The 22,483-nt window shown below is 65.3% G+C and carries 22 protein-coding genes and 1 pseudogene; 13 read left to right on the top strand and 10 right to left on the bottom strand.

The features are described 5' to 3' along the window. The first annotated feature begins 109 nt into the window (after nt 1-109). From I6F38_RS24820 to I6F38_RS24790, 7 genes are all read left to right on the top strand, one after another. Nucleotides 110-310 carry a hypothetical protein gene (locus I6F38_RS24820; protein WP_028331978.1) on the top strand — a complete coding sequence of 67 codons (201 nt, stop codon included), beginning with the start codon at nt 110-112 and terminating at the stop codon, nt 308-310. Between the two features lie 355 nt (nt 311-665). Continuing rightward, complete coding sequence (locus tag I6F38_RS24815) at nt 666-920, top strand: hypothetical protein (protein ID WP_028331979.1); 255 nt, start codon at nt 666-668, stop codon at nt 918-920. A gap of 245 nt (nt 921-1,165) precedes the next feature. After that, nucleotides 1,166-2,014, top strand: coding sequence for a hypothetical protein (locus I6F38_RS24810; RefSeq protein WP_225162169.1), 849 nt, complete (start codon nt 1,166-1,168; stop codon nt 2,012-2,014). A 33-nt stretch (nt 2,015-2,047) separates the two neighbouring features. After that, nucleotides 2,048-2,269: a hypothetical protein gene (locus tag I6F38_RS24805; protein ID WP_225162191.1), complete on the top strand. Its 222-nt coding sequence runs from the start codon at nt 2,048-2,050 to the stop codon at nt 2,267-2,269. Nucleotides 2,270-2,273: 4 nt separating this feature from the next. Continuing rightward, nucleotides 2,274-2,717, top strand: coding sequence for a hypothetical protein (locus I6F38_RS24800; protein WP_225162168.1), 444 nt, complete (start codon nt 2,274-2,276; stop codon nt 2,715-2,717). A 108-nt stretch (nt 2,718-2,825) separates the two neighbouring features. Next, on the top strand, nt 2,826-3,326 hold the full coding sequence (locus tag I6F38_RS24795; RefSeq protein ID WP_225162167.1) for a hypothetical protein: 501 nt from the start codon (nt 2,826-2,828) through the stop codon (nt 3,324-3,326). Between the two features lie 2 nt (nt 3,327-3,328). Beyond that, nucleotides 3,329-4,414: a YihY/virulence factor BrkB family protein gene (locus tag I6F38_RS24790; protein WP_225162166.1), complete on the top strand. Its 1,086-nt coding sequence runs from the start codon at nt 3,329-3,331 to the stop codon at nt 4,412-4,414. 228 nt (nt 4,415-4,642) lie between these two features. On the opposite strand, the gene I6F38_RS24785 is transcribed toward I6F38_RS24790, so the two are convergent. The 3 genes from I6F38_RS24785 to I6F38_RS24775 all read right to left on the bottom strand — a co-directional run bounded on the left by I6F38_RS24785 (nt 4,643) and on the right by I6F38_RS24775 (nt 7,251). Further along, nucleotides 4,643-5,395, bottom strand: a complete 753-nt coding sequence (locus tag I6F38_RS24785) for a DUF72 domain-containing protein (protein ID WP_225162165.1) — start codon at nt 5,393-5,395, stop codon at nt 4,643-4,645. Between the two features lie 32 nt (nt 5,396-5,427). Then, the gene (locus tag I6F38_RS24780) at nt 5,428-6,675 is read right to left on the bottom strand and encodes a DUF763 domain-containing protein (protein WP_225162164.1); all 1,248 of its coding nucleotides are present in this window, start codon (nt 6,673-6,675) and stop codon (nt 5,428-5,430) included. Nucleotides 6,676-6,762: 87 nt separating this feature from the next. Beyond that, entirely contained in the window at nt 6,763-7,251 is a 489-nt protein-coding gene (locus I6F38_RS24775; protein ID WP_028344048.1) for a ferritin-like domain-containing protein, read from the bottom strand. A 252-nt stretch (nt 7,252-7,503) separates the two neighbouring features. On the opposite strand from I6F38_RS24775, the pseudogene I6F38_RS24770 reads away from it, so the two are divergent. The 5 genes and pseudogenes from I6F38_RS24770 to I6F38_RS24750 all read left to right on the top strand — a co-directional run. Continuing rightward, nucleotides 7,504-7,569: pseudogene (locus tag I6F38_RS24770) on the top strand (CsbD family protein); the annotation flags it as partial. 103 nt (nt 7,570-7,672) lie between these two features. Further along, nucleotides 7,673-8,281: a cysteine hydrolase gene (locus I6F38_RS24765; RefSeq protein WP_225162163.1), complete on the top strand. Its 609-nt coding sequence runs from the start codon at nt 7,673-7,675 to the stop codon at nt 8,279-8,281. Nucleotides 8,282-9,067: 786 nt separating this feature from the next. Then, a complete protein-coding gene (locus I6F38_RS24760) occupies nt 9,068-10,087 on the top strand; it encodes a TRAP transporter substrate-binding protein (RefSeq protein ID WP_018271684.1) in 1,020 nt (339 codons plus the stop codon). 22 nt (nt 10,088-10,109) lie between these two features. After that, nucleotides 10,110-11,996 (top strand): TRAP transporter large permease subunit, encoded by a 1,887-nt coding sequence (locus I6F38_RS24755; protein ID WP_225162162.1) that lies wholly within the window; start codon nt 10,110-10,112, stop codon nt 11,994-11,996. Between the two features lie 25 nt (nt 11,997-12,021). Then, nucleotides 12,022-13,671 (top strand): acyl-CoA synthetase, encoded by a 1,650-nt coding sequence (locus tag I6F38_RS24750; RefSeq protein WP_225162161.1) that lies wholly within the window; start codon nt 12,022-12,024, stop codon nt 13,669-13,671. Nucleotides 13,672-13,675: 4 nt separating this feature from the next. On the opposite strand, the gene I6F38_RS24745 is transcribed toward I6F38_RS24750, so the two are convergent. From I6F38_RS24745 to I6F38_RS24720, 6 genes are all read right to left on the bottom strand, one after another. Then, nucleotides 13,676-14,482 (bottom strand): MBL fold metallo-hydrolase, encoded by an 807-nt coding sequence (locus I6F38_RS24745; RefSeq protein WP_092084660.1) that lies wholly within the window; start codon nt 14,480-14,482, stop codon nt 13,676-13,678. Next, complete coding sequence (locus I6F38_RS24740; protein ID WP_225162190.1) at nt 14,479-15,270, bottom strand: TatD family hydrolase; 792 nt, start codon at nt 15,268-15,270, stop codon at nt 14,479-14,481. The genes I6F38_RS24745 and I6F38_RS24740 overlap by 4 nt, the downstream gene beginning before the upstream one ends. Nucleotides 15,271-15,284: 14 nt before the next feature. Beyond that, nucleotides 15,285-17,279, bottom strand: a complete 1,995-nt coding sequence (gene metG, locus I6F38_RS24735; RefSeq protein WP_225162160.1) for a methionine--tRNA ligase — start codon at nt 17,277-17,279, stop codon at nt 15,285-15,287. Between the two features lie 87 nt (nt 17,280-17,366). Then, nucleotides 17,367-18,407, bottom strand: coding sequence for a DNA polymerase III subunit delta' (locus I6F38_RS24730; RefSeq protein WP_225162159.1), 1,041 nt, complete (start codon nt 18,405-18,407; stop codon nt 17,367-17,369). Next, complete coding sequence (gene tmk, locus I6F38_RS24725) at nt 18,404-19,090, bottom strand: dTMP kinase (protein WP_028340651.1); 687 nt, start codon at nt 19,088-19,090, stop codon at nt 18,404-18,406. Before tmk ends, I6F38_RS24730 begins: the two co-directional genes overlap by 4 nt. 1 nt (nt 19,091) lies before the next feature. Then, nucleotides 19,092-20,351, bottom strand: a complete 1,260-nt coding sequence (locus I6F38_RS24720) for a D-alanyl-D-alanine carboxypeptidase family protein (protein ID WP_225162158.1) — start codon at nt 20,349-20,351, stop codon at nt 19,092-19,094. A gap of 162 nt (nt 20,352-20,513) precedes the next feature. On the opposite strand from I6F38_RS24720, the gene I6F38_RS24715 reads away from it, so the two are divergent. Then, nucleotides 20,514-21,449 carry an alpha/beta hydrolase gene (locus I6F38_RS24715; RefSeq protein WP_225162157.1) on the top strand — a complete coding sequence of 312 codons (936 nt, stop codon included), beginning with the start codon at nt 20,514-20,516 and terminating at the stop codon, nt 21,447-21,449. Nucleotides 21,450-21,482: 33 nt separating this feature from the next. On the opposite strand, the gene I6F38_RS24710 is transcribed toward I6F38_RS24715, so the two are convergent. Continuing rightward, nucleotides 21,483-22,394 carry a septal ring lytic transglycosylase RlpA family protein gene (locus I6F38_RS24710; protein ID WP_225162156.1) on the bottom strand — a complete coding sequence of 304 codons (912 nt, stop codon included), beginning with the start codon at nt 22,392-22,394 and terminating at the stop codon, nt 21,483-21,485. Nucleotides 22,395-22,483 lie beyond the last annotated feature (89 nt).

Raw genomic sequence — 22,483 nt, 5'->3', positions numbered from 1 at the left:
GCGACGGTCGGCCGCGCAAGATTTGGATACGGCTGTAAACATACTTGAACGCCTCTCGCGCGGTCTCGCGCTACGATGCGGTTCGATCCACGAGGGCAGGGAGGCAATCATGCTCGATGGAGAGACGGCGGCAGTGCTTCGCGCGGTGCTCGACGAGGTCTGCGGAGGCGTGCCCCGCTCGGATACGACGAAGCGGACCAACGTCGCCTCTGGATTGCTGCAAGCCATCCGCGAGGGACGCTCGTCAATCGATGAGCTGCGCATCGCAGGCCAGGCCGCGTTGCGCACCGCCCCGAGCATGTGGCGCTAAGCGGTCCGATCGGACAATCGCAGCGGCACGATTGTGCGTCGCACATTTGCAGACGTTAGTGCCGGAACTGATTGCGACGCGCATGCTCTCGCGAGCTGACGCGCCGACCGGCCGTCAGCGCAACCAGGAGAACCCCGCTAAGACCCCAGCTCTCCATCCCTGAGCTGGGGTCACTTGTGTCGAACAGAGAGTGGAGCCACGCGATCGAGTAGAGCGTCGAGGGCTCCTCGATCTCGTGCGCCGGTCACGTCCAGCCGCCAAGATGGTGAAGGAACGTTCAGGAAAGTTCCGATCCTGTTCCTGCAACATGCGCGGACGCCAGTCGTTATCACGGCGTACTAGAAAGGAGGATGCCATGACGAAGCTTACTTACGCTCTTGCCGCGGTTGCGGCACTCTCGATAGCGGCACCGACCGTTGCGAGCGCGCAGGGTGTGGGCATCTATGTCGGCAGGGACCACGGGTACTACGGTGATCGATATTATGGTGGTCCGCGCGTCGACGTATACCGGCATGACCGGGGCTGGCACCACGGCTGGTACAACCATCATCGCGACTACTACCGCGACCGCGGCTTCGTGATCCGTGGTCATGACTGGGACGACGACTAACGGTGTTGGTCGCACGTCGCGATCAGCAGATCGCGACGACCAATGAGGGCCTCGCTTCGGCGGGGCCCTTTTTATTGGCCTGCCGCATCGCGCCGGTTCGTCCGCGTAGGAACCTTGGCTTCTCCACCAGATTGTCAGGACGGGAAGGACGGAGGAGGTTTTCATGAACCAGTTGATTTATCTGGTCGGACTGATCGTGGTCATTTTGGCGATATTGTCGTTCTTCGGGCTGCGGTAGGCGCGTCATGGATAACGAGCGAGGGCTTGCCGTTTCCGCCGCCAACAGGACCGGGCTTCGGCTGCAATGGAGCCCGGTCGTCGCCGGCGCGCTGGCCGCGACTGCGCTGTCGGTGATTTTGATCGGCTTCGGAGCGGCGGTCGGATTGGGCGTGAGTTCAAGCTCGCCGTCATGGCGCGACGCATCAGCCGCGCTCGCGTTGCTGTCGGGGCTGTATCTGATTCTGCAAGCACTGGTGAGCTTCGGCGTCGGCGGCTACATCGCCGGCCGGGCCCAGCGCGTGATCGGCGCGACGCCATCCGACGAGATCGACAGCCGCGACGGGCTTCACGGACTGACCGCCTGGGCGCTCGCCGTCATCCTCGGTGCTACGATCGTCGCGTTGGTCGGCCTGTCGACCGCGCGTCCGGTGGTTCAGAGCCGGCCATCTGCGACGGCCGCGGAGCCGTTGCTGAGCGCCGAACTCGACCGTCTGTACCGGTCGCCGCGGCGTCCGGCCAATATCGATATCGGCTATGAGCGGGCGGAGGCGGGCCGCATCCTGCTGACGAGCTCCGGCCGCAGTGGCGTCAGCTCCGACGATCGCAGCTATCTGATCCAGCAAGTCGCGGCCGCGACCGGTCTGCCTGCTGCGGAGGCGGAGAAGCGCGTCGACAGCGTGATGGGCGATGCCAGGACCGCCATCCAGCGGTCGCGGCGCAGCGCGGTGATTTTGGCGTTCTCGGTTGCGGCGGCGCTGCTGTTCGGTGCGGTCGCCGCGTGGGCCGCGGCCGGCGCGGGTGGCCGTCACCGCGACGGCGCCGCGCTGCCGGAGTGGATGGGCGGCAGGCCGACGACGGCCGCGCCGATTGTCTGATGCAGTTGTGAATGTCCTTCAAGGGAGACGATGATGGCAACGATCTTGGTGATGGACCACTCCGGCGACACGAGACAGCAGTTCGACCCCGACAACAGTGAGCAGCTGGCCTGGGCGAATGCTCGCTTCACCCAGCTCACGTCCGACGGCTACACCGCCGCAATCCGGCAAGCGACCGGAGAGGCGAAGTTGGTCCGCGCGCTCGATCCGACCGCCGAGGAAACCCTGCTCTATCCGAGGCTGGTCGGCGGCTGACGCCATGCTCGTCCGTCTGCGCGAGATGTCCCTGCGGTCCGTGCTCCGGCGCGCCGCCAGCACGCTGGGTGCGACGCTGGCCGCGATCTGGGATCGCTGGCAGGCCTATGAGCGAATTGAGGCGCGCGGACTTGCGCTGCTGTCCGCGTGGCTGTCACCCGAGCAGCGGGCGCAGTTCGAAAAGTATAAGCGCTTCGACGTCATCGGCTCGGAGTCCGGCAAGCGATACCGGATTTGCTACGGCACCTCGACCAACGTCTATGAGATGGACGGCGGCGATCGCATCGTGCTGGGCTGGTGCTTCCGGCCCGTCGGCGCGCTGGCGGCGGGCGACGTGATGCTTGCCCAGAAGATCGCGCTCGAAACCGACGAGCGCGGGACACTCTTGGTCGCTAAGCCATTCCCGAGCTCCATGCCACCACGCGCAAATCTCCCTCCGGTCAGTTAGCGCTCGGTCCGCGTTGAACCGCATGGCGCGAACTGTTGCGCGTTGCCAGGACAGGAACGTCGATCTTCCCGCCGGGTTGTCGGATGCCGCCTTGCAATGGATTTCGTCATGCCCGTCAACACGTCGTCTTCGCTGAGCCTGATCTTCCGCTCCTACCTTGCGGACTTGCGACAATGGATGACGCGCCTGGTGACCGGCTACGCATTTGCGTGCAGCTTCATGCTGGCGGGTGCGGTCTCGCTTCTGATCGCGATCGGGATCGGGGTTGGCGCGGCTTTCCACGCCCTTGAAATGCATTACGACATCTGGATCGCATATGCCGCGATCGGCGGCGCCTTTGTCCTGCTCGGGATCCTGGGGCTGGTCATGGGCCGCGTGCTGCTCGCGCGTCCTGCGCCGGCCGTGCCGCGCCCGGGCCGACAGGCCGACATGCTCAAGCGCGCGATCGCAGTGCCCGTCGCCGCGCGGCTGATCGCCACCACTCGGACGGGAGCAGGGGCGAGCGTAGATCCCACCACCCGCGCACTGGCCGCCGGAGCTGCAATCATGCTTGTAGGCTGGTTTGCTGCATCGCGCGCCCGGCGTCAGCGCGATGCGATCCAGGACTAGCGATGGCTACGCTGCGCAATTGGCCGAACGACCTGATGCTCGCCGGTGCAACGGCTCTGGCGACGTTGGCGATCTCTCGCCACCTGTCCCGATCGGAGCGGCCGTCCGCTCGGGAGCAGGGCGTCGAACCCGTGCTAGCGGAAACGCAAGATCGTGGACGGCTCGCCGACACGCCGCTCGAGATTCCGACTGCCGGCTGGAAGGACATTCTGCTCCGCACCTATCAGCAGATCGACGAGGACCGTCTGCTGGCAACCGCGGCCGGCGTCGTGTTCTACGGCTTGCTGGCGATCTTCCCGGCGATCACCGCGCTGGTCTCGAGCTACGGCCTGTTCGCCGATCCGTCCACGATCTCATCGAACCTGCAGAGCCTGGCGCTGATGCTGCCGGAAGGCTCGTTTGCGATCGTCCAGGACCAGATCGCGCGCGTGCTCGCGAAGGGGACCTCGACGCTCGGCCTGACCTTTGCCGCCGGCCTGCTGATCGCGATCTGGAGCGCCAATGCCGGCGTGAAGGCGATCTTCGATGCGCTCAACGTCGTTTATGACGAGAAGGAAAAGCGCAGCTTCGTCAAACTCAATCTGATGTCCCTCTCGTTCACGATCGCCGGGCTGATTTCCATCATGTTGATGGTCGGAGCGGTGGTCGTCGTCCCGCTTTTGCTGCAGCAGGTCGGACTGGGCACGACGGCGGAGCTCGTCATCCGGTTCGGACGGTGGCCAATCCTGGTGCTCCTGCTCCTCACCGCGCTCGCGGTGCTGTACCGCTATGGTCCGAGCCGAACCAGGCCGCGCTGGCAGTGGCTCAGCGTCGGCGCCGTCGCAGCGGCCGTACTGTGGCTGGCCGGTTCGGTGCTGCTCTCCTGGTATCTGGCGAATTTCGGCGATTACAACGCGACCTATGGCTCGCTGGGGGCGGCCATCGGTCTGATGACGTGGATGTGGATGTCAGCCATCATCGTGCTGTGCGGGGCAGAGCTGAATTCAGAGATCGAGCATCAGACCATGCTCGATTCGACTGAGGGCCGCCGCAAGCCGCTCGGAGCGCGTGGCGCAACCATGGCCGACACGGTCGGCAGGGCGTCTTAGCCGGCGCAGACCCCGCCGCAGCGCACCCGGCAATGAGCATAGGAACCAACGGCATGACCCGGGCTTATGCCAAAATGGTTGAGATCAACGTGCTGGAAAAACCGATCGAGCGGATCAAGCAAACCTGCGAGCTGATGGGCATCGCGCGCGCAATGGCTTTCAACGCATCGGATGGCATCGCACCGGCTCCTTTCCTTGGGAGCCAATGCAGGCTGGAACCGTTCGTTCCTATTGCGAAGGCTGCCGCGGAACGGCGGAGCCGAGCAGCGCGCAAAGCCGTTTGGCATCCGCCGGCGCTGCGCTCTTCTGGTCGTTGTCGAAATAGACATAGATGTCGCATCCCTGCCGCTTCCAGCCGCGGATGCGTTTGGCCCAGTCGGAAAGCTCGGCCGGCTTGTAGTGCCCGCGATATCGGCCGCCCGGGCCATGGCCGCGGACATAGACGAAATCCGCGGTCCGTTTCCACGGCGCCGGCGCGTCGTGGTGATCGGAAATGCAGAGCGCGATATTGCGATCCGCCAGCAGTTTCAGGATATGCGGCGCGTACCAGCTGGGGTGGCGGAATTCGAACGCATAGCGCCGCCGCCGCTTCAACAGCTTCAGGAACGAGGCTAGCCGATCGGCATCGATCGTGAAGTTCGGCGGCAGCTGAAACAGGACCGGGCCGGCCTTGTTGCGCAGCAACGACAGACGCTCTTCCAGCAACTGGAGACTGTTGACCGAGTTCGCGGAGAGGCGCTTCCAGTGCGTGATGAATTTCGACGCCTTCCAGGCGAAGACGAAATCCGCATCGGTCGCATCGCGCCAGCCTGTCACCGCTTGTTCGGTCGGCGTGCGGTAGAAGACGCCGTTCAGCTCAGTCGTCGGAAACTGCGTCGCGTAGTAGTCGAGTTGCCGCTTGAGCGGCAAGCCCCTGGGAAAGAACGGACCGCGCCAGGACGAATAGTGCCAGCCGGAGGTGCCAATCAATACGCGCGCCATGCGATGGTCCAAGCGGTGGATCAAGCCTTCGCCTAGGGCTTGCTGATGCCGTTGCGCTCGGCAAGGTCCGCTTCCCAGCCGAACACCGAGCGGCCGTCGAGCGCGGGCGAACGGGCGCGCTCGTTCGCGACAAACGCCTCGAAGGAGGGGCCGGTGGCGGTTCGTTCCAATCTGCGGGCCTGATCGTCGAGCCGCTTCAAGGCCTGCATCTCCTCGTCGCGGCCGAGCTTTGCCTGCTGCACGGCCGACTTCAGCACGCGGATGGTCTCGTCATAGACCTTGATCGGCACCGGGAAGGGATGACGGTCCTTGCCGCCATGGGCGAGCGAGAAGCGCGCCGGGTCGCGGAAGCGGTAGGGCGTCCCGTGAACGACCTCGGCGACCATCGCGAGCGACTGCACCGTGCGGGCGCCGACGCCGGGCGTCAGCAGCAGTTCGGGAAAATCCAGCGGCCCGCAATCGGCAGCCGCGGCCAGGGTGCCGTGCAGGCGGCGGACGAACACGTCGCTCGAGCGCACGTCGTGATGCGCGGGCATGATCAGGTGGAGGAGATCCGGTTGCGCGGTCGCGCTCTGCGTCAGCTCGGCATATTCGCGCGTGATGCCGTCCGGCCCCAGCGCAGCGAGCAGATCGAGCTGCGCCTGGCGGGAGCTTTCGGCGCGGTGATCGGTGAGATTGACGATCTCGCCCTGCGTCGGGCCGTCGATCGCGCTGTGCGGCTCGTCGACGAAGCTACGCAGGCCTTCGGAGTGCCAGTGATAGCGGCGGGCCTGCCGCTTGTCGCCGTTCATGCCTTGCTGGACGACGGTCCATTTGCCGTCGTCGGTGACGAAGAAGCCGTGCAGGTAGAGCTCGAATCCATCCTGCACCGCGGCGCTGTCGACCTTGGCCACCAGCCGGCTCGCGCGGGTCAGGGCGGCACCATCGAATCCGACGCGGTCGCCGAGGGCGGACAGTTCATCGGGCGTGCGGCGCGAATGCTTGCCGCGGCCGCCGCAGACGTGGATTCCGAGTTCGCCTTGCAGCGGCGCCAGACCTCGCTTCAACGCGCCGATGACGCTGGTGGTGATACCGGACGAGTGCCAGTCCATACCCATCACGGCACCGAACGACTGGAACCAGAACGGATGCGACAGTCGCTGCAAAAAGGCATCGCGGCCGTAATGGTGGACGATGGCCTGGGTGATGATGCCACCCAGCGTCGCCATGCGCGCCGCCAGCCATGGCGGCACGCGGCCACCATGGAGCGGAAGATCGGCGCTGCCGGTGCGTCGGGCCATCGGGCTCCCGGATGCTGAATCGGCGTCCAATCTACCAGCAAATGCGAGCGTGTGTACAAAGCGGACGTCGCTTCATCGCGCGTCTGGTCAGGCGGCTTCGGCGTTGATGCCGCTGACGGCGAGCTTGGTGAGCGCTTCATCCGTCTTCTTTTCCTCGGCCAGGGTCTGGTCGATGAGCTTGACCGCATCCTTCATGCTGAGCCGGTTGGCCCAAGCCTTCAAGGTGCCGTAGCGGGCGATCTCGTAATGCTCGACCGCCTGGGCTGCCGAGAGCAGGCCCGCGTCGAGCGCCGGCGTGTCGGCATACTCCTCCATGATCTCCTTACCCTCGTCGATGATCCCCTCGATGGCGTCGCACTTCTTGCCGCGCGCCGGCTTGCCCATCAGGTCGAAGATCTGTTCGAGCCGCTCGATCTGTCCTTCGGTCTCGTCATGATGCTTCTCGAACGCCGCACGCAGATCGTCGGACTCGGCGGCCTTGGCCATCCGCGGCAACGCCTTCAGTATCTGCTTTTCCGCGTAATAAATGTCCTTGAGGGTATCGAGGAAGAGGGCGCTGAGATCCTTGTCCGGCATTGGTCGCTCCGTGAGTTGGGTGAACAGTCCGGAGTGCCAACACGAATGCGGAAAGCAAGTTCCTATCCTTGATCGATGCGTGGCAAAGCGCCTCGTCGGCCGTCGCACATTCGAGCGCGTCACGATGGAGCTTGGTCGGATTGCGAAGTCTGGATTGCGAAGTCTTGATTGCGAAGTCTTGCCGCAACGCGGCTTCGGAACGAAGCCTCGGCCGGCCCGTTGGTCGGTCTCATCGTTCAAGGGAGAACCGCGATGGATTGGAATCGTGTCGAAGGCAACTGGAAGCAGGTCAAGGGTAAGGTCAAGGAGCAGTATGGTGAACGGGACCGCGTTCCGGGCCCCGCTTCGGCGGGGCCTTTCGCGGCCTGGGCGGCTGACCCTGCGTGTGACGGCATCCGGTCGGCGCGCGCAGGAGTGAGCGATGGGACAGCTTCTGAGCCCGCCGGGTCCGCGCGCGGCGCACCTTTGCATCGACATGCAGCGGCTGTTCGAACCCGGGGCGCCCTGGGCGACGCCCTGGATGGATCGCGTGCTGCCGCGCATCATCAAGCTGGCGCAGCATGCGCCTGAACGTACCGTGTTTACCCGCTTCATTCCGCCGCGCTCGAAGCACGACGCGCGAGGGATTTGGCGGGCTTATTACGAGAAATGGGAATGCGTGACCCGCGAGCGGCTCGATCCGGAGTTGATCGAGCTCGTGCCGGCGCTCGCCGCCTGTGTGCCGCCGGCCGCCATCGTCGACCGGCCGATCTATAACGCGTTCGGCAACGGGCGCCTGCAAGCTCATCTGGATGCGCATGGGATCGATACGGTGATCGTGTCGGGCGGCGAGACCGACGTGTGCGTGCTCGCCACCGTGCTGGCCGCGATCGATATCGGCTACCGGGTGATCGTGGCCGAGGATGCGCTGTGCAGCTCTTCCGATCAAAGCCATGACGCGCTGCTGCAGCTCTATGCCGAACGCTTCAGCATCCAGATCGAGGTGGCATCCACGGCCGATATCCTCCGGATGTGGACCCTCGACGACTGAAGCGACAACGGGCCGAAACGAGGTACCGGTATCAGGGCGGTCGGAGCAGGGGTGGCAATACCTGCTTCCTGAGGCTGAGCTGACGCTGGCGATCGGTAGCCATAACCGGACCGCACAAGGTCTCGTAGTCCGCGGCATTCCAGACCGTCGGGACCCCGCCGAGAGCCAGGTCTTCAATGGCGCGGTCTCGTCGCGGTCTCCGCGGTCGGCATTTGCGCGCGCCTGGACGCGGCACGATCGCGGCTTGTGGTCCGGCTGCGACCGGCTGATGGCCATCGCGGGCACTGAGCAAGCCGAGTGCGCGCGCCAATCTTGCGAGCCCGGAGCGCGTGCCTGGGGCCGATACGGCTCATCGCTCACCGCTGGAAGGTAGGACTGGGCCGTCGATCTGCCAGACGGTGCATGGTTCCTGATTCTCGGCGTTGCGGCGAAGGTGAGCGGAGCTATGGGATAGCTGTCGGCAATCGTGGCCACGCCCGCATCCGTATTTCGCATAAGGTATATTATGGAATATTTATATCTACAATTAGATCAGATATTTAGTGGGAAATCTTCGCACTGGTCCGCAAGTTGGCGCGCGTGATGGTGTGTCCAAGCCGTTCGTCGGGCCCGTGCTGACGCCGCAGCGATCCACGCGCGCGCATCTCGTCTGAAAGCCGATATTGCCGCCGCGTACGGACGCTGCAATAAGCCCCAGCTGTGCAGAGATCGCTGGTGACCCCGCGGCATCAGGTCCGTATAGGATGGCATCTCAGAACAACAACAAGCCTCTTGAGGGAGCAACCAATGAGCTTTTCACGACGCACGCTGCTGAAGGTTTCCGCCGCTTCCGCCGTCCTCGGCGGGATCGGCGCGCCCTATGTCGCGCGCGCCCAGTCGGCCGAATTCTCTTACAAGTTCGCCAACAATCTGCCGGAGTCGCATCCGTTCGTGGCGCGCGCCCGGGAGATGGCCGCGGCGATCAAGACCGAGACCAACGGCCGTTTTGACCTGCAGGTGTTCCCGAACAGCCAGCTCGGTTCCGATACCGACATGCTGAGCCAGGTGCGCTCTGGCGGCGTCGAGTTCTTCACGCTGTCCGGCCTGATCCTGGCAACCCTGGTGCCGGCCGCCTCGATCAACGGCATCGGCTTCGCATTCCCGGACTATCCCACGGTCTGGAAGGCCATGGACGGCGAGCTCGGCGCCTATGTGCGCGGCGAGATCAACAAGGCCGGCCTCGAGGTCATGGAGAAGATCTGGGACAACGGCTTCCGCCAGACCACGTCCTCGACCAAGCCGATCACCGGTCCCGACGATCTCAAGGGCTTCAAGATTCGCGTGCCGGTGTCACCGCTGTGGACCTCGATGTTCAAGGCGTTCGATGCATCGCCCGCCTCGATCAATTTCAGCGAGGTCTATTCGGCGCTGCAGACCAAGATCGTCGAAGGCCAGGAAAACCCGCTGGCGCTGATCTCGGCGGCGAAACTCTACGAGGTGCAGAAATACTGCTCGATGACCAACCACATGTGGGACGGCTTCTGGTTCCTGATGAACCGCCGGGCCTGGGCGGCGCTGCCGGACGACATCAAGACCATCGTCGCCAAGAACGTCAACGCGGCGGCCGTCAAGGAGCGTGAGGATACCGAGAAGCTGAACGCCACCGTGAAGCAGGAGCTCACGGGCAAGGGGCTCGTGTTCAACCAGCCCGAGGTCGGGCCGTTCCGCGACAAGCTCCGCGCCGCCGGCTTCTACGCCGAGTGGAAGGGCAAATACGGCGAGAAGGCCTGGGATCTGCTCGAGAAGTCCGTCGGCAAACTGTCCTGATCGATCAAGCAGGAGGCTTGCCATGGCTCATGTCGAGATGACGCCGGCCGTGGCCGGCGAGGCGGCGTCGCAGCCCCCTCGCCGCCGCTCCGTCCTCGGTTCCATCGACGCGGCGCTCGGGATGCTGGTCGAACTCCCGGCGGCGATCCTTGTCGTCGCCGAGGTCGTGATCCTGTTCGCCGGCGTGGTGTCGCGCTACGTGCTCCATGCGCCGCTGATCTGGTCCGACGAACTGGCGTCGATCCTGTTCCTGTGGCTCGCGATGCTCGGCTCGGCGGTGGCGTTTCGCCGTGGCGAGCACATGCGGATGACGGCGCTGGTCGCAAGTGCGGGACCGCGGCTCTGGGCCTATCTCGATGTGATCGCGACCTGCGCCGCGCTGGCGTTCCTGATCCTGATCGTGCGGCCGGCCTATGAATATGCCTACGAGGAAAGCTTCATCACCACGCCGGCGCTGCAGATATCCAACACCTGGCGCGCGGCGGCGCTGCCGGTCGGCACCTGCCTGATGGCGCTGTTCGCGCTGCTGCGGCTGGCCCGGGTCGGCGATTTCAGGACCTTCCTGCTGGCCGCGCTGACCGTGGCGGCGCTAATCGGCGCGTTCTGGCTGGCACAGCCGATGCTGCGGCCGCTCGGCAATCTCAACCTGATCATCTTCTTCGTCGGCGTGGTCGGCTTCTGCGTGTTTGCCGGCGTGCCGATCGGCTTTGCCTTCGGCATGGCGATCTTCGGCTACCTGGCGCTGACCACGCGAACGCCGCTGATGGTGCTGGTCGGCCGGATGGACGAGGGCATGAGCCATCTGATCCTGCTGTCAGTGCCGCTGTTCGTCTTCCTCGGCCTCCTGATCGAGATGACCGGCATGGCGCGGGCCATGGTGGCGTTCCTGGCGAGCCTGCTCGGCCATGTCCGCGGCGGCCTGCATTACGTGCTGGTCGGCGCCATGTATCTGGTCTCCGGCATCTCCGGATCGAAGGCCGCCGACATGGCCGCGGTCGCGCCTGTGCTGTTCCCGGAAATGAAGCAGCGCGGTGCCAAGCCGGGCGATCTGGTCGCCCTGCTCGCCGCCACCGGCGCGCAGACCGAAACCATTCCGCCGAGCCTCGTGCTGATCACGATCGGCTCGGTGACCGGCGTCTCGATCTCGGCGCTGTTCACCGGCGGCCTGCTGCCGGGTGTGGTGCTGGCGATCACGCTGTCGGGGCTGGTGTGGTGGCGCTACCGCGGCGAAGACCGCAGCCACGTCCAGCGCGCCACCGGCAGCGAGATCGGCAAGGCGTTCGTGTTCGCCCTGCCCGCATTGGCCCTGCCCTTCGTGATCCGCTACGCCGTGGTCGAAGGCATCGCCACCGCCACCGAAGTCTCGACCATCGGCATCGTCTACGCCTTCGTCATCGGCCTCCTGATCTACCGCCAGTTCAACTGGCGACGTCTGTTGCCGATGCTGATCGACACGGCATGCCTGTCGGGGGCGATCCTGTTCATCATCGGTACCGCGACCGGCATGGCCTGGGGCCTGACCCAGTCCGGCTTCTCGCGGGCGCTGGCGGCGGCGATGACCGGGCTGCCCGGCGGGTCGGCGACCTTCATTGCGGTCTCGATCCTGGCCTTCGTGATCCTCGGCAGCGTGCTCGAGGGCATCCCGGCCATCGTGCTGTTCGGGCCGCTGCTGTTTCCGATCGCGCACCAGGTCGGCGTTCACGAGGTGCACTACGCCATGATCATCATCCTGGCGATGGGCATCGGCCTATTCGCGCCGCCGTTCGGGGTCGGCTATTATGCCGCCTGCGCCATCGGGCGCGTCGATCCGGCCGAGGGTATCCGGCCGATCTGGGGTTACATGCTGGCGCTGTTGATCGGCCTGATCATCGTCGCCATCTTCCCCTGGATATCGATCGGCTTCCTGTAAAGCACCTTGCGGATGGGATAGAGCCATGAGTGCAGCTCAGAACCAGTACTCGATCGGGTTGGACAAGACGCCGGCCAACTACGTGCCGCTCTCGCCGCTGAGCTTCCTGGCGCGCTCGGCCGCCGTCTATCCCGACCATCTCAGCGCGGTCTATGAGGGCCGCAGTTTCACCTGGAAGGAGACCTACGAGCGCTGCAGGCGCTTTGCCTCCTATCTCGCGGGCCATGGCATCGGCCATGGCGACACGGTCGCGGCGATGCTGCCGAACATTCCGGCGATGAACGAATTGCACTTCGCCGTGCCGATGACCGGCGCGGTGCTCAACGCGCTCAACATCCGCCTCGACGCGGCGTCGATCGCGTTCCAGCTCGAGCATGGCGGCGCGAAGATCATTCTGGTCGATCCCGAATTCTCCGGCGTGATCGCGGAGGCCCTGACGCTGATGAAGGGCGCAAAGCCATTCGTGATCGACGTCGATGACGCGGCCTTCAGTGGCGGCAAGCGGATCGGCGAGATCGAGTATGAGGCGGCGGTCGCGGCGGGCGATCCCGGCTTCGTGGAACGGCCGCCGGCCGACGAATGGGACGCGATCGCGCTGAGCTATACGTCGGGCACGACGGGCAATCCCAAGGGCGTCGTGACCCATCACCGCGGCGCCTATCTCAACGCGGTCAGCAACATCCTCGCCGGCAATCTCGGCCAGCATCCGGTCTATCTCTGGACGCTGCCGATGTTTCATTGCAACGGCTGGTGCTTCCCCTGGACCATCGCGGCGGCCGCCGGCGTCAATGTCTGCCTGCGCAAGGTCGACCCGGCCAAGATCTTCGAACTGATCCCGAGGCACGGCGTCACCCACATGTGCGGCGCGCCGATCGTCTACAACACGCTGATCAACGCGCCCGATGCGCCAAAGGGCGGCAAGGCAAAGCCCGTCGTCGGCCTGATCGCCGGCGCGGCGCCGCCGGTTGCGGTGCTCGAGGGTGGCGAACGCATCGGCATCAAGCTGACCCACGTCTACGGGCTGACCGAGGTCTATGGCCCCGCCTCGGTCTGTGCCGAGCAGCCAGGTTGGGACGAACTGTCGGCTGATGCGCGCGCACAGCTGAAGCGGCGTCAGGGCGTGTCCTATCCGCTGCAGGAAGGCGTCACGGTGCTCGATCCCGAGACCATGCGCGAGGTGCCGCGCGACGGCGAGACCATCGGCGAGGTCATGTTCCGCGGCAACATCGTGATGAAGGGCTATCTGAAGAACGTGACGGCGACGCAGGAAGCCTTTGCCGGCGGCTGGTTTCACACCGGCGATCTCGGCGTGCTCGACGAGCACGGCTACGTCATCATCAAGGACCGCTCCAAGGACATCATCATCTCCGGCGGCGAGAACGTCTCCTCCGTCGAGGTCGAGGACATCCTCTACAAGCACCCGGCCGTGCTGTTCGCGGCGGTCGTGGCCAAGCCCGACCCGAAATGGGGTGAAGTGCCCTGCGCCTTCATCGAGCTGAAGGACGGCGCCAAGGCAACCGAGGCCGAGATCATCGCCTATTGCCGCGAGCACATGTCGGGGTTCAAGACGCCGAAATCCGTGGTGTTCGGCGTGATCCCGAAGACCTCGACCGGCAAGATCCAGAAATTCCTGCTGCGCAACCAGGTCGGATCGGCCAAGGCGATCTCGGCCTGAGCCTTCAGCCTGCCCGGTCGAGCGTCAGCCGCATGCCGTCATGGGCCGGGATGACGTCGGCCGGCAGGCTCTGCCGCAGCACCTCGTAGTCGAGGTCGGAATGCATGTTGGTGATGACGGCGCGCTTCGGCTTGAAGCGCTCGATCCACGACAGCGCGTCGGCAACGCTGAAATGGCTGGGATGCTGCGCATAGCGCAAGCCGTCGACGATCCAGAGATCGAGACCTTCGAGCGCCGGCCAGCTCTCCTGGGGGATGTCGTGCAGATCGGGCGTGTAGGCGGCACCGCCAATGCGGTAGCCGAGCGCCGGGATTTTGCCATGATGCACCAGGAAGGCCGCGAGCTTCAGCGGACCGCCCTTCCCCTGGACCGTATGGCTCTCGCCGGCCTCGATCGAATGCCGCGTCAGGATCGGCGGATAGTCGCTGCCTTCCGGCGAGATGAAGCAATAGGAGAACCGCGCCATCATGTCCTTGGCGGTCGACTGGTTGAAGTAGACCGGGATGCGGCGGCGCTGATGCAGTACGACCGAGCGCAAATCGTCGATGCCGTGGGTCTGATCGGCATGCTCATGCGTCAGGAACACCGCGTCGATGTGCTCGACATTGCTGTCGATCAGCTGCTCGCGCAGATCGGGCGAAGTGTCGATCACGACCCGCGTGGTGCCGTGCTCCATGGTGCGCTCGGCCATGATCGAGCAGCGGCGGCGGCGGTTCTTGGGATTGCCGGGATCGCAGGCGCCCCAGCCGAGTGCCGGGCGCGGCACGCCGGCGGACGAGCCGCAGCCCAGAATGGTCAGTGTCAGCGTCATGCAGCAACCTTCGGCGCCGGCACCTTGGAGAACAGCCGGAAGAAGTTTTCGGTGGTCTGCCGCGAGATCTCCTCCAGGGAGACGCCGCGGGTTTCCGCGAGCACCTTGGCGACCTCGACGACATAGGACGGCTCGTTGCGCTTGCCGCGGAATTTGCCGGGCGCAAGATACGGCGCGTCGGTCTCGACCATGATGCGGTCGGCCGGCAGCTCGGCTGCCAGCGCGCGCAGCGCGTCCGACTTCTTGAAGGTCAGGATGCCCGTGAACGAGATCGACAGCCCAAGCGCGATCGCCTTCATCGCAAGCTCGCGCCCGCCGGTGTAGCAGTGCAGGACCGCCTTGAACGGGCCCTTCGCGACCTCGTCCTCCAGGATGCGGCCGCAATCCTCATCGGCCTCCCGGGTGTGAATGACGAGCGGCAGGCCGGTTTCGCGCGCCGCCGCGATGTGCGCGCGAAAGCCGCGCTCCTGCGCCTCGCGCGACCCATGCTCGTAGAAATAGTCGAGCCCCGCCTCGCCGAGCGCCACGACCTTCGGATGCTTCGTCAACTCGATCAGTTCGCTGGCCGGGATGCCATCCTCTTCATCGGCATGATGCGGATGAGTGCCGACCGAGCAGTAGACGTCGGGGAAGCGCTCGGTGATCGCAAGCAGGCCGCCGAGCCGCCTCACCCGGGTCGAGATCGTGACCATGCGGCCGATGCCGGCCGCTTCGGCGCGCCCGAGTATCCCGTCGAGATCGTCGGCGAAATCAGGAAAATCGAGATGGCAATGACTGTCGACCAGCATGAATTTCGAACCGCTCACTCGGTCTTCGGTTCCACATAGCGCGGGAACACGCCGACAGGCGCCGGCAAAACCGTACCCGGTTTGATCCGTTCGGCGACCGCGGCAAAGCTGCGGGCGTCAGCAGCGATACCGAGGCTGTCGAGCATCTTGCCGCAGGACTCCGGCATCACGGCCTGCGCCATGATCGCGATCTGGCGCACGACTTCGGCGGTGACATACAGCACCGTCTTCTGGCGCGCGGGATCAGTCTTCGCCAGTGCCCACGGCGCCTCGCCGGCAAAATAGCGGTTGGCCTCGGCGACCACAGCCCAGACCGTGTTGAGCCATTGATGGATCTGTTGCGTCGCCATCGCGGTCCGCGACGTCTCCAGCATGGCGTCGGCCTGCGCCAGAATCGCCTTGTCGTTGTCGCTGAATTCGCCGGGCTCCGGCAGCACGCCGCCGAGTTGTTTGGCGATCATCGACAATGAACGCTGCGCCAGATTGCCGAAATCATTGGCGAGGTCGGCGTTGATACGCGCGACGATGGCCTCGTGGTTGTAGTTGCCGTCCTGGCCGAACGGCACTTCGCGCAGAAAGAAGTAGCGCATCTGGTCGACGCCGTACTGCTCGGCGAGATTGAAGGGGTCGACCACGTTGCCGACCGACTTCGACATCTTCTCGCCCCTGTTGAACAGGAAGCCGTGTGCATAGACCCGCTTCTGCACGGGAATGCCTGCCGACATCAGGAAGGCCGGCCAGTACACGGCGTGGAAGCGGATGATGTCCTTGCCGATGATATGCACGTCGGCCGGCCAGTAGCGCCAATGCTTGTCGTTCTCATCGGGATAGCCGACGCCGGTGATGTAGTTGGTCAGCGCATCGACCCAGACATACATCACGTGCTCGGGATCGTCCGGAACCTTGACGCCCCAGTCGAACGTGGTGCGCGAGATCGAGAGATCCTTGAGCCCGCCGCGCACGAAACTCATCACCTCGTTGCGGCGCGAATCCGGGCCGATGAAATCGGGCTGGCTCTCATAAAGGTGCAACAGCTTGTCCTGGTAGGCCGACAGCTTGAAGAAATAGCTCTTCTCCTCGACCCATTCGACCGGCGTGCCCTGCGGGCCGCGGCGAACATTGTCCTCGCCGACGACGGTCTCCTCCTCGGCGTAATAGGCCTCGTCGCGCACCGAGTACCAGCCGGCATAGGTGTCGATATAGATGTCGCCATTCTCCTGCATACCGCGCCAGATCGCCTGCACCGACTCGTGATGCGCAGGCTCCGAGGTGCGGATGAAGCGGTCGAACGAAACGTTGAGACGCTCGTCCATCTCCTTGAACCGCGCCGCGTTGCGGGTCGCGAGATCGTACGGCGTCATGCCCTCGCCGGCCGCGGTCTGGATCATCTTCTGTCCGTGCTCGTCGGTGCCGGTGAGGAAGAACACGTCCTTGCCGTCGAGCCGCTGGAAGCGCGCCAGCGCATCGGTGGCGATCGCCTCATAGGCGTGGCCGATATGCGGCTGACCGTTCGGATAAGCGATCGCGGTCGTGATGTAGAAGACGTTGCCGCGGTCCGCGGCGGGCACCGGAGCGGAAGCGGCCGCGGGAGCCGCCGCTGCGGGTTTGGGCTGCTTCGGCGCGCGAACCTTTGCCGGTCTCGGCGCCTTCTCGGTAACGGGAGCCACCGACAGAGCGGGCTTCTTTGCCGCCGGTGCGACGGCTGCTGCGGCTGCTTTCTTCGGCGGAGTTTTGGCGGCCTTCGCAGCAGCCTTCTTGGCCGTGCTCTTGGCCGTCTTCTTCACAGTCTTCTTGACGGCCTTTTTGACGACCTTCTTCGCCGCCGATTTCCTGGCGCCCTTGGCTCCGGTCTTGGATTTGGACTTGGCGGCCTTCTTCGCTTTCCTGGCGACGCGCCCGGCCTTCTTGGCCGCGCGCGATTTCGCCGTGGCTTTGCTGGTCGCGCGAGCGGGCGATGCCTTTTTCGTCTTCTTGGCTTTTTTCGACGATTTCTTCTTAGCGGTCGCCACCACGGAATCCTTTGCAGATCGAAACGAGATTGTCGGGAGTGTCGTCAGACGGATGTGTTTTCAGCAGATGCGTTTAGGACGCGGTGTCTATCGGGTCGCATCCGCGAGCATCGAAAACACCGAGAAAACCAGCGGCTTGCGCTCCAGATTGTAGGCTTCGGTATCGCGCGCGGCGCGGACGATCTTTTCCCATACCTCCGCCAGCCGTGCAAGGCGCGGCAGATTGGCATTGGCGTCGCCCGTGCGCATGCGCTCGCTCATCCAGCGATCGATGCCGTCGATAAAAGCGGCGAGCGCGACGCGGTCGCTGGTGCCGAGCGCTTCGCCCAGCGCATGCAGCTCACGCGGATCGACGCTCGGAAGCGTCGCGAGCAGCGCGGCCGTGCGTTGCTGCAGTTTCAGCGCATCGCCGCCGAGCAGCGACAGCGCCCGCCCGACGCTGCCTTCGGATGCTGCGGCGGCTTCCGCCAGCGCCGGATCGTCGGCCTCGATATCGGTTGCGGCCGCGGCCGCGCCCACCACATCGTCCGCCTCCAGCGGCCGCAGCAGCAATTTGCGGCAGCGGGACAGAATGGTCGGCAGCACCCGTGACGGTGCGTGGCTGACCAGGAGGAAGAGCGACTGCTGTGGCGGCTCCTCGAGGATTTTCAGCAGTGCGTTCGCGGCGTTGGGATTGAGCTCGTCGACGGTATCGACAATGCAGACGCGCCAGCCGTCGACCGCAGCCGTCGAGCCGAAGAACGAGATGGTCTCGCGCGTCTCGTCGACGGTGATGACGGTCCGCATCACGCCGCGATCGTTGAGGCCGCGCTCCAGCACCAGCAGCCCGCCATGAGCGCCTGCCGCGACCTGCCGCGCTACGGGGTCGGCCGGATCGACCCGCAGCGTCGGCGCCTGCTGCACCTGGGACGATTTCGGATTGCGAAACGCCAGCACGAACCGCGCCATGCGGTAGGCCAGCGTCGCCTTGCCGATGCCCTGCGACCCGCCGATCAGCCAGGCGTGCGGAATTCGCCCGCTGCGATAGGCATCAAGCAAGGCGGTCTCCGCCTCGCGATGCCCGAACAAATCCGGCGTTTCGCGCGGATGGCGGGCGGCGCTCTCCTGTTCGACCTTGCGCGCGCTCATGCAGGATTGTCCGCCGTGAGCGCTGCGCGCAGATGTTCGCGCAGCGCGGCCCATATCCTGGCCGTGACCGTGTCCGGATCGGCTGTGGCGTCGATCAGCACGCAGCGCTCCGGATCCTCGGCCGCGATCCGGCGGTACGCGTCACGCAAATCCTGATGGAACTTGATGCCTTCGGCTTCGAAGCGATCGGCGGTGGCGTCGCCGCGTCGCGCGGCGGCGCGTTGCAGTCCGACCTCGACCGGCACATCGAGGATGAAGGTCAGATCGGGCTTGAGATCACCGATGGTCACGCGCTGCATGGCGTTGACGAGTTCGGGCGACACCTGCCCGAGCTGGCCCTGATAGGCACGCGTGGAATCGAAGAAGCGATCGCACAGCACCCAGATGCCCTGGTTGAGCGCCGGCAGGATCACGGTGCGGACATGGTCGTCGCGCGCGGCGGCAAACAACAGTGTCTCGGCCTCCGGCCCGAGCAGCTTGCCCATCCCCGACAGCACGAGGTGACGGATGATCTCCGCCCCTGGTGAGCCGCCGGGCTCGCGGGTCACGATCGCGCGCAGCTTGGCGGCATCGAGCCGTTCGGCGAGCTTGCGGATCTGGGTCGATTTGCCCGACCCCTCGCCGCCCTCAAAGGTGATGAAGCGACCGCGCAAGCTCGGCCGTTGGACTGCTGCTTCCGCCATGTCAGAGCTTCTCGACCCCTGCGCGGAACATGCCGATGACCAGCTCCTGGGCGCCGTCGAGCGCACGGCGCATCGTCGATCCGGTGCCGACGGCGTCCGCTGCGAAGACCGGAGCCTCCATCGCGACATTGGCGCCGCGCCACACCCGCACCACCCCGATCTTCTGGCCGGCGGTGATCGGCGCCTTGACCGGGCCGCTATAGATGATGCGCGCGAGCAGCTTGTCGTTGCCGTTCTTCGACACCATCACCTTGATCGGATCGGGGCTGACGAGCTTGACCGAGCGGCTCTCGCCGCCGAACACCCGGGCATAGCCGACCGGCTGATTGGCCGCGATCAGGATCCGGGTCTCGAAGCTGCGGAACCCCCATTCCAGCATCTTCTTGGCTTCGGTCGCGCGGTCCTCGGAATCCTCGAGGCCATTGACCACGACGATCAGCCGCGTGTCGTTCTGCACCGCCGAGCCGACCATGCCGTAGCCGCCTTCCTTGGTGTAGCCGGTCTTCAGGCCGTCGGCACCGGGCAATGCGTTCAGCAGCGGATTACGGTTCTGCTGGCGGATCTTGTTCCAGGTGAATTCCTTCTCGCCGAACAGCTTGTACCTGTCCGGGTAGGTCAGGATGATGTGGCGCGCCAGCGTTGCGAGCTCCCGGACCGTCATCTTGTTGGCCGGGTCGGGCAGCCCGTTGGAATTGCCGAAGGTCGACTTGGTCATGCCGAGCTCGCGGGCGCGCTTGGTCATGACGTCGGTCGCAAAGCTATGCTCGTTGCCGGCAATGCCTTCGGCGAGCGCGATGCAGGCGTCGTTGCCGCTCGGGATGATCGCGCCGTGCAGGAGATCGTCGACCGAGACCTTGCTGTTGATCGCCGCGAACATCGTCGAGGTGCCGGACGGCGCCCCGCCCCGTCGCCAGGCGTTCTCGCTGATCCGGTACTCGTCCGTGAGCTTGATGTCGCCCTTCTTGATGGCGTTGAACACCACCTCGGCCGTCATCAGCTTCATCATGCTGGAGGGCGCGCGCAATTCGTCGGCGTTCTTCTCGAACAGCACGCTGCCGCTACTGGCCTCGACCAGGATCGCGGTCGGCGCATCGCCGTCGAACCCGCCCTCTTCCTTCTTGGCGCCCTGGACGCTGTTGTTGGCGGCATAGACCATTCCGCCGCAACCGATCGCCAGCGCGACCGCGGCCGCGACCAGGCCGCGCCAGCAACGCCCGGCGCGAGCTGACAACGTGCGGGGAACTGCGGTCTGGGCTGCCATCGGCGATGTCCTGAAAGACTGCGTTCTAACAGCTGGAAGTATCGCAAACAACTGAGGTTTCTGCGCTTGTGCACGGCCGGCCGGATTGCCGGTTGCGTTGAACGTCCGTATCCTTGGAACCAGCTAACGTCAGCAGAACCGGCAAACAAGGCGGAAACGCGAATGTCATCCTCCCGCACCATCTCCGCCAACGGCATCGACATGTTCGTGCGCGAGGCCGGGCAAGGCCCGCTGGTCGTGCTCTGTCATGGCTGGCCGGAACTGTCCTATTCATGGCGGCACCAGATCACAGCGCTGGCCGCGGCAGGCTTTCGGGTCGTCGCGCCTGACATGCGCGGCTTCGGCCGCACCGGCGCGCCGGCCGAGGTCGGCGCCTACACGATCTTCGATACGGTCGGAGACATGGTGGCGCTGGTTGCTGCGCTCGGCGAGACACGCGCGATGGTCGTCGGCCATGACTGGGGCGCGCCGGTGGCCTGGCACGCGGCCCTGTTCCGTCCCGACATCTTCACGAAGGTCGCCGGCCTCAGCGTGCCGCCGCCGTTCCGCGGCCGTGGTCGCCCGCTCGAGACCCTGCGCGACAGCGGCATCACCAATTTCTATTGGCAGTACTTCCAGCCGCCTGGCGTGGCCGAGGCCGAGTTCGAGCGCGACATCGCCCACACCATGCGGCTGGTGCTCGGGCGTGGCGTCTCCGATCCAAGCTCGATGTTCGTCGACGAGGCCAAGGGCTTCCTCGGCAAGCTGCCGGCCGGAATGCCGTTGCCGGCCTGGCTGACCGAGGCCGACATTGCCGAATTCGCCGAAGGCTATCGGCACTCCGGCTTTCGCGGCGGCCTCAACTGGTACCGCAATCTCGACCGCAACTGGGAGCTGACCGCGCCCTGGCAGGACGCGCAGATCCATCAGCCGTCGCTGTTCATCGCCGGCTCGAATGATTCGGTGATCACCGGGTTGATCGGCGCCAAGCGGGTCGCGGACATGGAGCGCGTGCTGCCGAACCTCAAGCAGAAGCTGATCATCGAGGGCGCCGGCCACTGGATCCAGCAGGAGCGCCCTGACGAGGTCAACGCGGCGCTGATCGCGTTTCTTAAATGATCAGGCCAACAGCCTGATCTGTAAGCGCATGGCTCAGTAGAGGCCGCGCCCGCTCAGGACTTCGGCCGGTCCGCGCGCGTCGATCGGGACATAGCCGGCCGCCGGGCTCGGGCTTGCGGCGTAGCGCGCGTCACCCTCATAGGAGACTTCGCGCGGATTGTTCGTGGCGCGGCGGTGCGACCGGCTCGATGCCGACATTTCCGAGGTCGCGCTCACCGAGGCGTAGTCGGCCTGGGTGTTGCCGAGGCTGTAGGGCCGCCCCTCAGGCAACGGAACGTCGCCACGGACCCGGCCCCCCGAGGAGGACGACATCTCCGGCACGAACGGCCGTGCGGAGGCGACCCGGACCATCGACGGGGACGGCGCGGGAGTACCGGTGCGCAAGGTCGCCATCAGCTGGCGGTCGTCGGACCCTTCGAGCGGCGCCCGCCCGACATATTCGACGCGGACGCGAGCCACGCCATTGCCTTTGAATTCAAGCAGTTCTGCGGCTTTGTTCGAGACGTCTATGAGGCGATTGCCGTGGTACGGGCCGCGGTCATTGACCCGAACGACGAGCGACCTGCCATTGCTCAGATTGGTGACGCGGGCGTAGCTCGGCATCGGCAAGGTCGGATGGGCGGCCGTGAGCGAGCCCATGTCGAACACCTCGCCATTGGCGGTCAGGCGGCCATGGAAGTCGTCGCCGTACCAGGACGCCATGCCCTCGGCGCGGTAGTTCTCATTCTCCTCCGGCACATAGGTGCGGCCGGCGACGACATACGGCTTGCCGATGCGATAGGTGCCGCCGCCTTTCGGCACGGGATCACCCAGCGCCACCACGCGCGGGCTCGACGACACCCCGTATTTGGGGTCGACCCGGCTGGCGAACTTGTTCGAGGAGGCACAATTGGCGAGGACGAGGCAGGTCGCCACCGCAACGGCGCCGCGCGCCGTCCGGATCATCGAATCTGGCCGTCTAATCCCCATCTGCCCCAAGTACCATTCTGCCGGACCTGCGCCTACTCCGAGACGTCGAAGTCCCTTGCCGTCGC

The organism is Bradyrhizobium sp. BRP56 (genome assembly GCF_020194035.1).
In the GTDB taxonomy this organism is placed as follows: Bacteria; Pseudomonadota; Alphaproteobacteria; order Rhizobiales; family Xanthobacteraceae; genus Bradyrhizobium; species Bradyrhizobium australafricanum.
This window is presented reverse-complemented; position numbering and strand designations above follow the sequence as displayed.